General features: G+C 70.7%; 14 protein-coding genes and 1 pseudogene. 6 read left to right on the top strand and 9 right to left on the bottom strand.

Annotation, left to right across the window (positions count from 1 at the left end):
• Positions 1 to 19 precede the first annotated feature (19 nt).
• The 3 genes from AB8998_RS12260 to AB8998_RS12250 are packed head-to-tail and all read right to left on the bottom strand — an operon-like array spanning position 20 to position 2,774.
• On the bottom strand, positions 20 to 691 hold the full coding sequence (locus AB8998_RS12260; RefSeq protein ID WP_369738213.1) for a hypothetical protein: 672 nt from the start codon (positions 689 to 691) through the stop codon (positions 20 to 22).
• Positions 685 to 2,217, bottom strand: coding sequence for a glycerol-3-phosphate dehydrogenase/oxidase (locus AB8998_RS12255; RefSeq protein WP_369741536.1), 1,533 nt, complete (start codon positions 2,215 to 2,217; stop codon positions 685 to 687). Before AB8998_RS12255 ends, AB8998_RS12260 begins: the two co-directional genes overlap by 7 nt.
• The gene (locus AB8998_RS12250) at positions 2,205 to 2,774 is read right to left on the bottom strand and encodes a TetR/AcrR family transcriptional regulator (RefSeq protein WP_369738212.1); all 570 of its coding nucleotides are present in this window, start codon (positions 2,772 to 2,774) and stop codon (positions 2,205 to 2,207) included. Before AB8998_RS12250 ends, AB8998_RS12255 begins: the two co-directional genes overlap by 13 nt.
• A gap of 47 nt (positions 2,775 to 2,821) precedes the next feature.
• Here AB8998_RS12250 and AB8998_RS12245 point away from each other — a divergent pair, with 47 nt between their 5' ends.
• Both AB8998_RS12245 and AB8998_RS12240 read left to right on the top strand, forming a co-directional pair.
• Entirely contained in the window at positions 2,822 to 4,402 is a 1,581-nt protein-coding gene (locus AB8998_RS12245; RefSeq protein ID WP_369741535.1) for an FAD-binding oxidoreductase, read from the top strand.
• Positions 4,399 to 5,322 (top strand): diacylglycerol kinase, encoded by a 924-nt coding sequence (locus tag AB8998_RS12240; protein WP_369738211.1) that lies wholly within the window; start codon positions 4,399 to 4,401, stop codon positions 5,320 to 5,322. The genes AB8998_RS12245 and AB8998_RS12240 overlap by 4 nt, the downstream gene beginning before the upstream one ends.
• Here the strand turns inward: AB8998_RS12240 and AB8998_RS12235 are convergent.
• The 3 genes from AB8998_RS12235 to AB8998_RS12225 all read right to left on the bottom strand — a co-directional run bounded on the left by AB8998_RS12235 (position 5,303) and on the right by AB8998_RS12225 (position 7,867).
• Complete coding sequence (locus tag AB8998_RS12235) at positions 5,303 to 5,815, bottom strand: DUF3145 domain-containing protein (protein ID WP_369738210.1); 513 nt, start codon at positions 5,813 to 5,815, stop codon at positions 5,303 to 5,305. The genes AB8998_RS12240 and AB8998_RS12235 overlap by 20 nt on opposite strands.
• A 142-nt stretch (positions 5,816 to 5,957) precedes the next feature.
• Positions 5,958 to 6,785 (bottom strand): serine hydrolase domain-containing protein, encoded by an 828-nt coding sequence (locus tag AB8998_RS12230; RefSeq protein WP_369738209.1) that lies wholly within the window; start codon positions 6,783 to 6,785, stop codon positions 5,958 to 5,960.
• A complete protein-coding gene (locus AB8998_RS12225) occupies positions 6,785 to 7,867 on the bottom strand; it encodes a class I SAM-dependent methyltransferase (protein ID WP_369738208.1) in 1,083 nt (360 codons plus the stop codon). Before AB8998_RS12225 ends, AB8998_RS12230 begins: the two co-directional genes overlap by 1 nt.
• 69 nt (positions 7,868 to 7,936) lie before the next feature.
• On the opposite strand from AB8998_RS12225, the gene AB8998_RS12220 reads away from it, so the two are divergent.
• The 3 genes from AB8998_RS12220 (at position 7,937) to AB8998_RS12210 (ending at position 10,697) form a co-directional block, all read left to right on the top strand.
• Positions 7,937 to 9,022 carry an S-(hydroxymethyl)mycothiol dehydrogenase gene (locus tag AB8998_RS12220; protein ID WP_369738207.1) on the top strand — a complete coding sequence of 362 codons (1,086 nt, stop codon included), beginning with the start codon at positions 7,937 to 7,939 and terminating at the stop codon, positions 9,020 to 9,022.
• Positions 9,022 to 9,645 (top strand): MBL fold metallo-hydrolase, encoded by a 624-nt coding sequence (locus AB8998_RS12215; RefSeq protein WP_369738206.1) that lies wholly within the window; start codon positions 9,022 to 9,024, stop codon positions 9,643 to 9,645. Before AB8998_RS12220 ends, AB8998_RS12215 begins: the two co-directional genes overlap by 1 nt.
• 98 nt (positions 9,646 to 9,743) lie before the next feature.
• Positions 9,744 to 10,697, top strand: coding sequence for an SDR family oxidoreductase (locus AB8998_RS12210; protein ID WP_369738205.1), 954 nt, complete (start codon positions 9,744 to 9,746; stop codon positions 10,695 to 10,697).
• 124 nt (positions 10,698 to 10,821) lie between these two features.
• Here the strand turns inward: AB8998_RS12210 and AB8998_RS12205 are convergent, their stop codons facing one another.
• A complete protein-coding gene (locus tag AB8998_RS12205) occupies positions 10,822 to 12,048 on the bottom strand; it encodes an IS110 family RNA-guided transposase (RefSeq protein ID WP_475582079.1) in 1,227 nt (408 codons plus the stop codon).
• Positions 12,049 to 12,365: 317 nt separating this feature from the next.
• On the opposite strand from AB8998_RS12205, the gene AB8998_RS12200 reads away from it, so the two are divergent.
• Entirely contained in the window at positions 12,366 to 12,713 is a 348-nt protein-coding gene (locus AB8998_RS12200) for a hypothetical protein (protein ID WP_369738203.1), read from the top strand.
• Between the two features lie 106 nt (positions 12,714 to 12,819).
• Here AB8998_RS12200 and AB8998_RS12195 read toward each other — a convergent pair.
• A pseudogene (locus AB8998_RS12195) lies at positions 12,820 to 13,530 on the bottom strand (hypothetical protein); the annotation flags it as partial.
• The gene (locus AB8998_RS12190) at positions 13,413 to 14,486 is read right to left on the bottom strand and encodes an NAD(P)H-dependent amine dehydrogenase family protein (RefSeq protein ID WP_369738202.1); all 1,074 of its coding nucleotides are present in this window, start codon (positions 14,484 to 14,486) and stop codon (positions 13,413 to 13,415) included. The gene AB8998_RS12190 and the pseudogene AB8998_RS12195, both read right to left, overlap by 118 nt.
• Positions 14,487 to 14,512: the final 26 nt, after the last annotated feature.

The raw sequence follows: 14,512 nt of genomic DNA, 5'->3' as shown, positions 1-14,512 counted from the left end.
CCGATCGGCGTCGCGATCTCTAGTCGCCGGCGAACCAGGCGGTCTGCACCCGGTGGGTGCTGACCGGTGCCGGCGACGACGGCTCCGGGGCCTGGTCGGGCCCCACCTTGACCGTCCACACCGGCAGCGAGCGGTCGATCGGATAGGTGTCCGGCGGGGCCAGCACGGTCAGCCCCGGACGATCGCCGCACCCGTAGAAGGCCTGCAGGTCGTCGGAGCGGTGCCCCCACGCGCCGCCGTTGCGCGCCCGGCAGTGGGTGCCGTCGTCGAGCAGCAGGGCCATCGGCGTCGGCAGGGCCGGCGGATTCACCGGCGCCAGCGGGGCGCGCGACCGGATCCGGTGCAGCTCCTTGGCCCAGGGGTCGTTCAGGCACAACAGGTCCCGGCCCGAGGCCGGCCAGCAGACGTCGGCGGCGTAGTAGGCCGGCCAGCAACGGTAGCTGTTCTTGCCGACGGCGGCCGGCGACGGCTCGGTGCAGTCCGCCTGGTCGGGAACGGCCCCGCCGCCGGTGATTTCGTGATAGCCGTTGACCGGCCGGCCCCCGGCATCGACGGCGACGACGTCGACGGTCCGGGTTGCCGGGCCGCCGGTCGCCGACGGTGAGGACGGAGCCGGGCCCGGGCCGGCCGCGTGCGTGGAACATCCGGCGACCACCAGTGCGGCGGCCAGCACCACCGGGAATCTCAGCATGCCAAAAACTCCTCGGCCACCCCGACGACGCGCTCGCGGTCGGCGTCCACCAGGCCGATCCGGGTCCGCCGGTCCACGATGTCGCCGACCGTCAGGGCGCATTCGTGGGTGACCGCGTACTCGAACTCGGCGCGGGTCACGTCGATTCCCTCGGCGACGGGGTCGAGCGGCCGCTCGCAGCCGGCGGCGGCCACGACGTTGGCCGCCTCGGCGCCGTAGCGCGCCACCAGCGAGGGCGGCAACCCGGCGACCGGCCCGCAAGGCGGGCCGGGATTGGTCGGTGCGCCGATCAGCGGCAGCTCACGGGTCCGGCACGGCCCGGCGCGCAGGCCGCGCAACTCCACCGCACGGTCCACGACATCCTCTGCCATGTAACGGTATTCGGTCAACTTGCCGCCGATCACGCTGATGACCCCGGACGGTGATTCGACCACGGCGTGCTCGCGCGACACGTCGGCGGTGCGTCCCTCGCCGGTGTCGATCAGGGGCCGCAGCCCGGCGTAGGCGCCGATCACGTCGGACCGCCCGACGGCGGTCCCCAGCGCCGTGTTGACCGTGTCCAGCAGGAACGCAATCTCCGCCGACGACGGCTCCGGCACGTCGGGAATCGGACCGGGCGCGGCTTCGTCGGTCAGCCCCAGATAGACCCGGCCCAGCTGCTCGGGCATGGCGAAGACGAACCGGTTCAGTTCGCCGGGGATCGGAATGGTCAGCGCCGCAACGGGATTTCCGAATGCGGCCGCGTCGAAAACCAGGTGGGTGCCGCGGCTGGGCCGCAGCCGCAACGACCCGTCGATCTCCCCCGCCCACACCCCGGCCGCGTTGACCACCGCGGCCGCCGACACGTCGAACGACTGCCCCGAGCGCCCGTCGGTCAACCGCACCGAGGCGCCGGTGACCTCGGAGGCCGTCACGTAGGTCAGGATCCGGGCGCCGTGCTGCGCGGCGGTTCGTGCGACCGCGGCGACCAGCCGGGCGTCGTCGATCAGCTGCCCGTCGTAGGCCAGCAGGCCGCCGTCGAGCCCGTCTTGCCGCACGGTGGGGGCCAGCTCCACCACCTGACGCGCCGCCACCCGCCGCGAGCGGGGCAGCGTGGCGGCCGGTGTCCGGGCCGCCATCCGCAGCACGTCGCCGGCGAGAAAGCCGGCCCGCACCAACGCGCGCTGGCCGCGACCCATCGACGGCAGCAGCGGAACGAGCTGCGGCATCGCGCGGACCAGATGAGGGGCGTTGCGGGTCATCAGGATGCCGCGTTCCAGCGCGCTGCGCCGGGCGATGCCCACATTGCCGGTCGCCAGGTAGCGCAGGCCGCCGTGCACCAGCTTGGAGCTCCAGCGGCTGGTGCCGAACGCGAGGTCGTGCTTTTCCACCAGCACCACGCGCAGGCCGCGCGACGCCGCGTCCAGGGCCACGCCCGCCCCGGTGATGCCGCCGCCGATCACCAGGACGTCCAGCGCCGCACCCTCGGCCAGCGCGCTCAGGTCGGCCGCGCGCCGGGCCGCGTTCAGCGCCGTCACGACAGGTATCCGTTCAGCGCGTGGGCGAGTTCGGTTGCCAGCGCGTCGGTGCCGAGGATCGGGTGCACGATCTGCGCGGACTGGATCGTCGACTGGGCGATCAGCAACACCATGGTGGCCAGCTGGACGGGATCGCCCGCGCGGACGCTGCCGTGGCGCTGGGCGGTCCGCAGCCGGTCGGCGAGGGTGTCGATCAGCATGCGCTGGCTGGTTCCCAGCCGCTCGGTGATGTAGGTGGGCGCGAGCTCCGAGTGCAGCACCGACATGACCAGCCGGTCGCGACGCAGCAGGTCGGCCGCCGTCACGATCTGGCGCACCAGGGACTCCCGGTCCTCGCCGAGCAGCGGCGCCTCGCGCATCGCGTCGGTGACGCGCCGGGTCAGCAGGTCGGCGACGATCGACCTGGTGTCCGGCCAGCGCCGGTACACGGTCGGCCGGCTCACGCCCGCGCGCCGCGCGATCTCGGCCAGCGTCACCCGGTCGACGCCGAAATCGACGACGCAACTGGCCGCCGCGGCCAGGATCCGCTCCCCGGTATCCGACGCAGCATTATTGGTTGACACCATCTGTAATACTGTAACGCATGGTGCAACCCGAGGAACTCCTGCCGCCGATGAAATGGAACGCGTGGGGGGATCCCGATGCGGCCACGCCGCTGTCCGGCGGCATCCGGGCGCTGCTGACCCAGGCCGTGGGCCTCGCGGATCCCGGCCGGCCCGAACTCGACCCCGACCAGGTGAACCTGCGCCCGTCGGCCCTGGCGCAGGCCGATGTCGACGCGCTGGCCGCCATCGTCGGCGCCGACCACTGCCGCACCGCGCACCGCGACCGGCTGCTGCACGCCGGCGGCAAGTCCACCCTCGACCTGTTGCGCCGCAAGGATTCCGGGGTCCAGGACGCCCCCGACGCCGTGCTGCTGCCCGGCGACGAGGACACCGTCGCCGCGATCCTGCACCACTGCTCCGAACAGCGCATCGCCGTCGTCCCGTTCGGCGGCGGCACCAGCGTCGTCGGCGGGCTCGATCCCGCCCGCGGCGGGTTATCCGCCGTGGTGTCGCTGGACCTGCGCCGCTTCGACCGGCTCGAAGCCCTCGACGAGGTGTCCGGGCAGGCGGTTTTCGGGGCCGGCGTCACCGGACCCGACGCCGAACGCCTGCTCGGCAAACACGGCTTCTCGCTGGGCCATTTCCCGCAGAGCTTCGAATACGCCACGATCGGCGGCTACGCGGCCACCCGGTCGTCCGGCCAGGACTCGGCCGGCTACGGCCGGTTCGACGACATGGTGCGCGGGCTGCGCGTCGTCACCCCCGCGGGCACCCTGGACCTGGGCCGCGCACCGGCCTCGGCCGCCGGCCCCGACCTGCGCCAGCTGCTGCTCGGATCGGAGGGCACCCTCGGCGTCATCACGCAGGTGCGGCTGCGCGTGCACCGCAAGCCCGAGGCAGTCCGCCACGAGGCATGGTCTTTCCCCGACTTCGCGGCCGGAACCGCGGCGCTGCGCGCGGTCACCCAAACCGCCACCGGCGCAACGGTCATCCGGCTTTCCGACGAGGTCGAGACGGGGGTCAACCTGGCCACCACCGAGTCGATCGGCGAGAACCAGATCACCGGCGGCTGCCTGGCGATCACCGCGTTCGAGGGCACCGCGGAACACGTCGAGAGCCGACACGCCGAGACCAGCGCCCTGCTCAGGGCCCACGGCGGCACGTCGCTGGGCGAAGGACCGGCGCAGGCGTGGGAGCGGGGGCGATTCGCCGCGCCCTACCTGCGCGACTCGCTGCTGGCCGCCGGCGCGCTGTGCGAGACCCTCGAGACCGCGACCGACTGGTCCAACATCCCCGCCCTCAAAACCGCCGTCACCCAAGCGCTTACCGACGCCCTGGCCGCATCGGGCACGCCGGCGCTGGTGATGTGTCACATCTCGCACGTCTACCCGACCGGCGCGTCGTTGTACTTCACCATCGTCGCCGGGCAGCGCGGTGACGCGATCGCGCAGTGGCGGGCCGCGAAAACGGCGGCGTGCGACGCGATCATGGCGACCGGCGGGACCATCACCCACCACCACGCCGTCGGGGCCGACCACCGGCCCTGGATGCGCGACGAGGTCGGCGACCTGGGTGTGCGGGTGTTGCGCGCGGTCAAGGCGACACTGGACCCGGCCGGAATCCTCAACCCCGGCAAGCTGATTCCATGACCGTGGCCAAGCGCGAGATCGGCAAGGTGATCGCGCTGACCAATCCCGTCTCCGGCCACGGCGCGGCCATCCGCGCGGCGGAACTCGCGATCGCGCGGCTGCACCAGAAAGGCGTGGAGGTCGTCGAGGTCATCGGCGACGACGCCCGGGACGCGCGCTATCTGGTCAGCGCCGCGCTGGAGAAGGGCGCCGACGCGGTGATGGCCACCGGCGGTGACGGCGTCGTCTCCAACGCGCTGCAGGCGCTGGCCGGCACCGACGTGCCGCTGGGCATCGTGCCGGCGGGGACCGGCAACGACCACGCCCGCGAATTCGGAATCCCCGTCGTTCCGGAAGCGGCGGCCGACGTCGTCGCCGGCGGGTGGACGGAATCCGTTGACCTGGGCCGGATCACGTGGGGCGACGGCCAGAGCAAGTGGTTCGGCACCGTGGCGGCCACGGGGTTCGACTCCCTGGTGACCGACCGGGCCAACCGGATGCGCTGGCCCCACGGCCGCGCGCGCTACTACCTGGCGATGCTGGCCGAGCTGTCCCAGCTGCGGCTCCTGCCGTTCCGCATGGTGCTCGACGGAACCCGGGAGATCGACACAGATCTCACGCTGGTGGCGTTCGGCAACACCCGCAGCTACGGCGGGGGGATGCTGGTCTGCCCGCACGCCGATCACTCCGACGGCCTGCTCGATCTGACCATGGTGCACGAGGCGTCGCGCACCAAGCTGGTCCGGCTGTTCCCCACCGTCATGAAGGGCACGCACGTCGACCTCGACGAGGTGAGCACGGCGCGCGCCAGGTCGATTCAGGTCCAATGCCCCGGCATCAACGTGTACGCCGACGGCGACTTCGCGTGCCCGCTGCCCGCGGAGATCTCCGCGGTTCCGGGCGCGCTGCGGGTGCTGCGTCCTAGCCCACACCCCGGCTGAGCCAGGTCACCTCGCCGGCGTCGCCGCCGTCGCGGTACGCCTCGAGCGCGTCGTCCCACGCCGTCCCCAGCACGGTGTCCAGCTCGGCGGCCAGCGCGTCGGCGCCGTGCGCCATCAATGACCGCAGCCGCATCTCCCCGACCATGATGTCGCCGTTGGCGCTCATCGCCCCGCTCCACAGGCCCAGCTGTGGGGTGTGGCTGAACCGCTGCCCGTCGACGCCGGGGCTGGGATCCTCGGTGACCTCGAACCGCAGCACCGACCAGGAGCGCAGCGCGTTGGCCAACCGGGCGCCGGTGCCGACCGGACCCACCCAGTTGGTCACCGCGCGCAGCTGTCCCGGCATGGCCGGCTGCGGCGTCCACGTCAGGTTGGCCTTGGCGCCCAACGTCGACGACAACGCCCACTCGACATGCGGGCATACCGCCGCGGGCGAGGCATGGACGTACACCACGCCAGCCGTCACGTCGGCGAATTGATTCGTCGCACGCATCTCTTGCTCCTTCGGTTCCACGAGGGACGTCTTCCCCAACGACCTGGCGGACCCGATAAGCGGGATGCTGTGCTGATGCTGTTGTGTCTTGCGTGTCTATTGTGCCCCGTGATGCCCGTGTTGCGCTAGTCTTCAAACCCGATCAGTGGTATTCGGCGAGCACGGCGTCGGAGATCGCCGGCCACAGCTGGTGCGCCCACTCCCCGAAATCGCGGTCGGTGAGGACCACCAGCGCCAGCTCCACGTCGGGATCCGCCCAGATGAAGCCCCCCGACTGGCCGAAATGACCGTACGTGCCCGCCGAGTTGCGCGCCCCGGTCCAGTGCGGCGACTTGGCGTCTCTGATCTCGAAACCCAGGCCCCAGTCGTTGGGCCGCTGGACGCCGTAGCCGGGCAGCACGCCGTCCAGGCCGGGGAACTGCACCGCCGTCGCCTCGGCGTGCAGCTGCGCCGAGACGACCACGGGGTGCAGCAGGTCACCGGCGAACGACGCCAGGTCGGCCACCGTCGAGGTCGCACCGAACCCGGCCTCGGCGGCACCGCCGGCCAGCCGGGTCGCGCCCATGGCCAGCGGCTCGCACACCGCCTCGCTCAGATAGCGCCCGAACTCGATGCCCGACTCCCGCTGCACGGTCTCGGCCAGCACGGTGAAGCCATAGTTGGAATACATCCGCCGGGTGCCCGGCTTGGCCAGCACCCGAGCGGAGTGCATGGCCAGGCCCGACGCGTGCGCCAGCAGATGGCGGACCGTGGCACCGGGCGGTCCCGCCGGGGTGTCCAGGTCGAGGACCCCCTCCTCGACGGCGACCTGGGCGGCCCGCGCCACCAGCGGCTTGGTCACCGAGGCCAGCGCGAACACGCGCCGGGTGTCGCCGTGTTCGGCCAGCACACCGGCGGGGCCCACCACCGCGGCGGCGGCAGCCGCAACCGGCCAGTCCGCGATCGCCGCCAGCGCGCCGCGAGCGGCCATCACTTCCTGGCGATGTAGTAGTTGTTGATCGGGTCCGACTCGATCTCGGCCACCCGCACGTCCCCGAATCCGGCGTCGGCCAGCATCGAGGTGGCCAGCTGCTCTCCCCAGGCGGCGCCCAGACCGGCGCCGTCCAGCGCCAGCGACACGGTCATGCAGTGCATCAACGAGGTCGTGTACAGGTAGGTGCGCATCGGCACCCCCACGTTGTCCTCCAGCCGGCTCGAGGCCTTGATATCGGCCATCAGCAGGACGCCGCCGGGCCGCAGCGCGCGGTAGATGTTCTCCAGCACCCGCGCCGGGTGGGCCTGGTCGTGGATGGCGTCGAAAACGGTGATGACGTCGTACGCGTCAGCCTTGTCGAGTTCGGGCAGGTCATGGCTTTCGAAGCCGGCGTTGGTCAGGCCCAGCTCGGCCGCCTCCCGCCGGCCCGCCGCGATGCCCTCCTCGGAGAAGTCGATGCCGGTGAACCGGCTGGCGGGGAACGCCTTGGCCATCACGTTGATCGCATGCCCGCTGCCGCAGCCGAAGTCGGCGACGTCGGCCCCGGAGCGCAGCCGTTCGACCAGCCCGTCGACCAGGGGCAGCACCACGTCGACGAGCGCGTTGTCGTACACCGCGGCGCTCTGCTCGGCCATCAGCGTGTGGAAGCGCGGGTATTCGCTGTAGTGCAGGCCGCCGCCCTGGCGGAAGCAGTCGATGATCTTCTGTTCGACCTCGCCGAGCAGCGGGATGAACATGGCCGCCAGCGCCAGGTTGTGTTGGCCAGCCGCGCGGGTCAGCACGCCGGCTCGGTGGGCGGGCAACGAGTAGGTGCCGGAGTCGGCGTCGTAGGCGACGACGTGCCCGGTGGTCATGCCGCCCAGCCATTCCCGCACGTAGCGCTCGTCGAGGCCGGCGGCCTCGGCGATCTGGGCGCTGGTGGCGCTCGACAGCCCGGCCATGGTGTCCAGCAGGCCGGTCTGGTGCCCGATGCTCAACAGCAAAGCCAGGCTGGCGCCGTCGATGGCAGAGACGATTCGCCCGACGAATTCCTCGGTGGTCTCGGAGGTGGTCTCGGTGGCTTTGTTCGTTGCCGTCACGTTCTGGACGCTACACCGGCTTTGTGACCCGGCGCGGGGCACACGGTGGCCGTCAGTAGGGTCGGGGCCATGAGTCAGACAGTGCGCGGCGTGATCTCACGTAAGAAGGGCGAACCCGTCGAACTGGTAGACGTCGTCGTCCCGGACCCCGGCCCGGGCGAGGTCGTGGTCGACGTCGTCGCCTGCGGGGTCTGCCACACCGACCTCACCTACCGCGAGGGCGGCATCAACGACGAGTACCCCTTCCTGCTGGGCCACGAGGCCGCCGGCACGGTCGAGGCGGTGGGGCCGGGTGTGACGGCGGTGGCGCCGGGCGACTTCGTGGTGCTGAACTGGCGCGCGGTGTGCGGCCAGTGCCGGGCCTGCAAACGCGGCAGGCCGCACCTGTGTTTCGACACCTTCAACGCCGCGCAGAAGATGACGCTGACCGACGGCACCGAACTCACCCCGGCGCTGGGCATCGGCGCGTTCGCCGACAAGACGCTGGTGCACGAGGGCCAGTGCACCAAGGTGAACCCGCAAGCCGACCCGGCCGTCGCGGGCCTGCTGGGCTGCGGCGTCATGGCCGGCATCGGCGCGGCGATCAACACCGGCGAGGTGACCCGCGACGACACCGTGGCGGTGATCGGCTGCGGCGGCGTCGGCGACGCCGCGATCGCCGGCGCCGCACTGGTCGGGGCACGGCGGATCATCGCCGTCGACACCGACGACACCAAGCTGGCGTGGGCCCGCAGCTTCGGCGCCACCCACACCGTCAACGCCCGCGAGGCCGATGTCGTGCAGGCGATCCAGGACCTCACCGACGGCTTCGGGGTCAACGTGGCGATCGACGCCGTCGGCCGGCCCGAAACCTGGAAGCAGGCCTTCTACGCCCGCGACCTCGCGGGAACCGTTGTGCTGGTGGGGGTTCCGACGCCCGACATGCGTCTGGACATGCCGCTGGTGGACTTCTTCTCCCACGGTGGCGCACTGAAGTCGTCGTGGTACGGCGACTGCCTGCCCGAGCGCGACTTCCCCACGCTGATCGACCTGTACCTGCAGGGCCGGCTCCCGCTGGAGCGGTTCGTGTCCGAACGCATCGGGCTCGGCGACGTCGAGGAGGCGTTCCACAAAATGCACGGCGGCAAGGTGCTGCGTTCGGTGGTGATGCTCTGATGGTTGACATCCAACGCGTGGTGACCCACGGCACCTTCGAACTCGACGGCGGCAGTTGGGAAGTCGACAACAACATCTGGCTGATCGGCGACAACTCCAACGTCGTCGTGTTCGACGCCGCCCACGAGGCGGCACCCATCGTCGAGGCCGTGGCCGGCCGCCATGTCGTCGCGGTGGTGTGCACCCACGGACACAACGACCACGTGACCGTGGCGCCGGAGCTCGGCAAGGCCCTCGACGCCCCGGTGCTGCTGCATCCGGCCGACGAGGTGCTCTGGCGAATGACCCATCCGGACAAGGACTTTCGCACCATCGCTGACGGTGAGACGCTCAGCGTGGGAGGCACCGAGCTGCGGGCACTGCACACCCCGGGCCACTCCCCGGGATCGGTGTGTTGGTATTCGCACGACCTGGGTGTGGTGTTCAGCGGCGACACGCTGTTCGCCGGCGGCCCGGGTGCGACGGGGCGCTCCTACTCCGACTTCCCGACGATCCTGCGGTCCATCTCCGAGCGCCTCGGCCGGCTGCCCGGCGACACCGTCGTGCACACCGGCCACGGCGACAGCACCACCGTCGGCGACGAGATCGTGCACTACGAGGAGTGGGTGGCCCGCGGGCACTGACGCTTCCCGGCCGCGCGAGCGTGCGCAGATCGCCGGCCACAGCGGCGTGGCGCCGCACCGACACGCACGCTCGCGGGCAAGGGGGCACACTATGACCCATGAGCAAACTCCTCGCCGCCACCGTGCCGGATCTTTCCGGGAAGCTGGCCGTGGTCACCGGCGCCAACAGCGGTCTCGGATTCGGGCTCGCCCGCCGGCTCGCGGCGGCCGGCGCGGACGTCGTCATGGCGATCCGCAACCGCGCCAAGGGTGAGGCCGCGATCGAGGAGATCCGGGCCACCGTGCCCGGCGCGAAGCTGACCATCAAGTCCCTGGACCTGTCCTCGCTGGCCGCGGTCGCCGCGCTGGGCGAACAGCTCAACGCCGAGGGGCGTCCGATCGACATCCTGATCAACAACGCCGGCGTCATGACGCCGCCGAAGCGCGACACCACCGCCGACGGCTTCGAATTGCAGTTCGGCAGCAACCATCTGGGCCACTTCGCCCTGACGGCACACCTGCTGCCGCTGCTGCGCGCCGCCGACGGCGCACGGGTGGTGTCGCTGAGCAGCCTGGCGGCCCGTTACGGCCGCATTCACTTCGACGACCCGCAGTTCGCCACGAAGTACTCGGCGATGGCGGCCTACGGCCAGTCGAAGCTGGCCGTGCTCATGTTCGCGCGCGAGTTGGACCGCCGGAGCCGCCGGGCGGGCTGGGGTGTCGTATCCAACGCCGCCCATCCCGGACTGACCATGACGAACCTCCAGATCAGCGGGCCTTCCCACGGCCGCGACAAGCCGTCGCTAATGGAGCGGTTCTACAAGGCGTCGTGGCGGTGGACGCCGTTTTTGTGGCAGGAGATCGACGACGGGATCCTGCCCGCGCTGTACGCGGCCGCCACGCCGGGTGCGGCGGGCGGCGCCTTCTACGGGCCGCTCGGGCTGCTGGAGGCTGCCGGTGGCGGCGTGAAGCCGGCCCACGTGCCCGCCCGCGCCCGCGACGATGCCGCATGCCGACGACTGTGGGAGCTGTCCGAGCGGCTCACCGGCGTCAGCTACCCGAAGCCGGGCTGAGAAACGCCCTGGAACGCACAGGTTTTCCATGCCGCCGGTGAGGGTTTCGGTACACCGAAGCAGCGGGTAGTCCGCAACGGTCGGGAATCCGACGGCAAGGAGTGGACGCATGAGAAGCCCTATGTCAAGCCGCCTCGTCTTGGGTGAGGATTCGTTGGAGTGCGCGGTGTTTGTCGGGGGCGTAGGCGAGGTTGTCTTGCCAGCAGTGCCAGATGATGTGCAGCCTGGCGCGGGCGAGGATGCGTGCGGCGTGGGGGTGGTCGTGCCCGCGGGTTCGGGCCCTGTCGTAGAGGTCGGCGGCCCAGGGGTTGACCAGTCGGGTGTCGGCGGCGAAGTCGGTGACGGCGTCACGGAGTTGTTTGTCGCAAGCCCAGCGGAATCCGACAATGCGGGATTTGCCGGACTGGCGCGTAGAGGGCGCGGCGCCGGCCAGACAGGTCAGCGACTCCGGGGTGGGGAATCGAGCACGGCAGTCCCCGATTTCGGCAAGCAGGCGCGCGGCGCGGACCCGTCCGGCGCGGGGCAGGGACGTGAAGATGTGGGCGTCGGCGTGGGTGTCCAGTTGTGCCTCGATCTGGGTCGGGAGCGCTTTGATCTGTGCGACCAGGGTGCCCAGCAGTGCGACGTAGCTGGCGGTGATGTGGGCCTGGGTGCTGCCGTGAGAACCGGTTGCGCCGGGGGCAGCGTCAAGGATGCGGTGGTGCAGCACGGCGGGGTCGACCTTGCCGGAGTAGCCCTGCTTGGCGAGCCAGTCGCCGAGTCGTTTGGGGGTCAGCCAGTCGATCTTGTCCTGGGTGTCGAATCGGGTCAGGAACGCCAGGCTGATCGCGGAGTCGATGTCTTTGAACAATCCGACGGCGGCAGGCAGCACGTTGCGCAGGTGTGCGCGCAGCTGATTGGCAACGGCCACACGGTGATTGACCAAGTCCTTGCGGGCGCGGCAGGCGCGCCGCAGGGCGACGGTGGCGTCGGTATCGGGGATCAGCGCCCGCAGCCGGGCGCGGTCGGTGCGCAGGGTGTCGGCGAGCACGTAGGCGTCGAACCGGTCGTCCTTGTTGCCGGCCGAGCCGTAGCGGCCGCGCAGGTTCTTGACCTGATTCGGCGAGATCACCACCACGGCCAGACCGGCGAGCAGCAGGGCGTCGACGACTGGCCCGTCAAGACGTTCGATGGCGACCTCACCCACTCCATGGCGGCGCAGGAAAGCGATGAGTTCCCGCAGTCCGGGCGCGCTATGGGGCACCGTGGCTCGGTCGAGTTCGCGGCCCCGGTCATCGACGACGCTGACCGCGTGGTCGTCGCGGGCCCAGTCCAGACCGGCGGTCACACCCCCCGGCGGCTCCTGCGGCAGGGTGGTATCGGTCGGGGTATTGCTGGCAGACTTCACGTCAGCCTCCTCGCTGCTAGTCCCAGTGGGGAGGCACCCATCTTTTCTGCTGCCGCTGGTGCCGCGACGTGGTTGCCGCTCCGCTCACTGATCGGCGCTCGCAGCCAGACGCGGCGTTGGCGCTCAGCCCTATCGACGGTCGACACGCCCCGGGCAACCACCAGGGCCTGCAGATCTCATGCTGGACATCAACCGCGTCAAGCGAGCAGGGCAGTGACCTGGTGGCACCTCGGGTGCATCAACGCTTCATCCAGAAGCGATGACCTCAGGAAGGTAGTCCAGTGAGCGAGCAGGACGACATATCTGCTGGTGACGACCCCGATCAGCAGGCGAGCGAGAAACTCGAATTGGACCAGGGCGCCAAGCAGGCCGCCGCGGAGATGATGCAGGCCTACGAGGACCGGCCCACCGTGGTGCTGCCCGGTTCGGGCGGAACCGTCACGGGCACCGCGGTCAACGACTGGCTCACCGAAGACGGCGATCCCATCTACAACGACGACGCCGGCGACATTGACACGGGCGAGGGCACTGACGAGCAAGCCAAACGCGAGCAGATCGAGAAGGACAAGGCTCGCAACGACGAACTCAGGGAAGCCGCCGCCGCGGAAAACAAGGGCGAAAAGGACTGAGGCGCCGTGTCGATTCAGCCGGATCGGCCCTGAGTCACTTGACGGGTGCCGCGCTCTGGAGTGCGCCTGGGGCCGCGTCGTGGCCGTCCGTTTCGCCGGGACGACCTCCCGGGCGGTGGGAGGCCCACAACGCGGCGCCCAGCTGCGGACGCGGCATCGTGACGACCGGGACCTCGAAACGGCCCGACAATGCCGTGACGACCGCTGGCGTGTTCGCCCTGCCCCCAGCGAAAACACCGCGACCAGTTTACTAATCACGCTGCGCCGCAACGTGTTTTCCATGCCGCTGCGCACCCCAGCGCGCCGGTGGGTCAGCATGGAAGCGGCCTCGGAGGACAACTGCTCCTAGACGTTTCGGCAGCCGGCCCGCAGCCGGCTCAAGGCACCCACCAGCAGGGCGCACGACGGGTCGCACACCGCGACGGTGCCGCGGCCGGGCACGCCCGGGTCGGCGCGCGCCGCGACCAGCGCTGCCGCGGCGTCGGGCAGCAGCGCCAACGGCTGCGCCCGGTTGGACCATTCGGCCAGCCGGCGCAGCGCAGTGGCCGGCGTTGGCGACGTAGGCCAGTGCGCGCAGCGCGTCGGCGTGGCCGAACCGGTCCACGAAGTCGGTGACGACCAGGACAGGCTGGTCCAGCCGGGGGTTCTCCGCCGGGAAACCGACCTCGGGCGGGCGCTGCCGGTACAGGGTGAGGCCGGTCAGCGGATGTTCCCGACCCCCGCGATCAGCGGCAGGTCCAGCGGGGTGACCCACCCCGGCCGCAACTCGTTGACCGCCGGAACCGCGTGCAGGGCCCGCATCCCGGTGGCCAGGCAACCGGCCGTGGCCGCGTCCCGGCCGGAGCCGTCGGTGAACCGGAACGCGGTTTCCTGGAAAATGCTCGGCGCCCCCTCGATGTCGACCCGGTAGACGTCGTCGTCGTGGCCGGACGGCCAGTCCGGGGCGGCGTCGCGGCCGATGCGGTTGACGTGTTCGAGCTGAATCCTCTTCTCGCCCTTGTAGATTCCGTTGATCGTGAAGCGCACGGCGGCGACATGCCCGGGCTTGATGACGCCCTTGACGGTGTTGCGCTCGGTGGGCGTCACCCACTTGTCCCAGGTGGTGGTGATCTCGTCGAGCATGATGCCGGCGGCATGCGCGATCATCGGGACGGTGGCGCCCCAGGCGAAGATCAGCATGTTGGAGTCTTGCAGCAGCGGGGTGTATTCGGGCTCGCGGCCGATGCCCATCTCGACTTCGTAGTCGCCCTCGTAGTTGGTGTAGTCCAGCAGTTCCGAAGCGCGCACCCGCCGAACTTCCGAGCACAGGCCCATCAACGTCATGGGGAACAGGTCGTTGGCGAACCCGGGGTCGATGCCGGTGGTAAAGCACGACGACTCGCCCAGCTCGCAGGCCTCGGTGATCGGCTCGATCCACTGCGGCGGGTTGAGGTGCATCGACGGCCACACCCACGGGGTCATCGCTGTCGAGCACACGTCGATGCCGGCCCGCAGGAAGCGGGTTATCAGCGCGATGTTGTCCTTGGCGTGCAACGCCGTCGGCCCGTAGTGCACCAGCGCGTCGGGTTTCAGCGCGATCAGGGCGTCGACGTCGTCGGTGGCCACGGCACCCACCGGTTCGGGCAAGCCGCAGATCTCGCCGACGTCGCGCCCGACCTTGTCGGGGTTGCTGACGCCTACGCCCACCAACTCGAACGCCGGGTGTTTGACGATCTCGGCGATCACCATCTTGCCGACGAACCCGGTACCCCAGACCACCACACGCTTCGGCATACTCTTCCTTCCTGCCGTCGGCTCCC

Source organism: Mycobacterium sp. HUMS_12744610 (genome assembly GCF_041206865.1).
In the GTDB taxonomy this organism is placed as follows: Bacteria; Actinomycetota; Actinomycetes; order Mycobacteriales; family Mycobacteriaceae; genus Mycobacterium; species Mycobacterium servetii.
The sequence above is the reverse complement of the archived record's forward strand: the minus strand, read 5'-3'. Positions and strand labels throughout refer to the sequence as shown.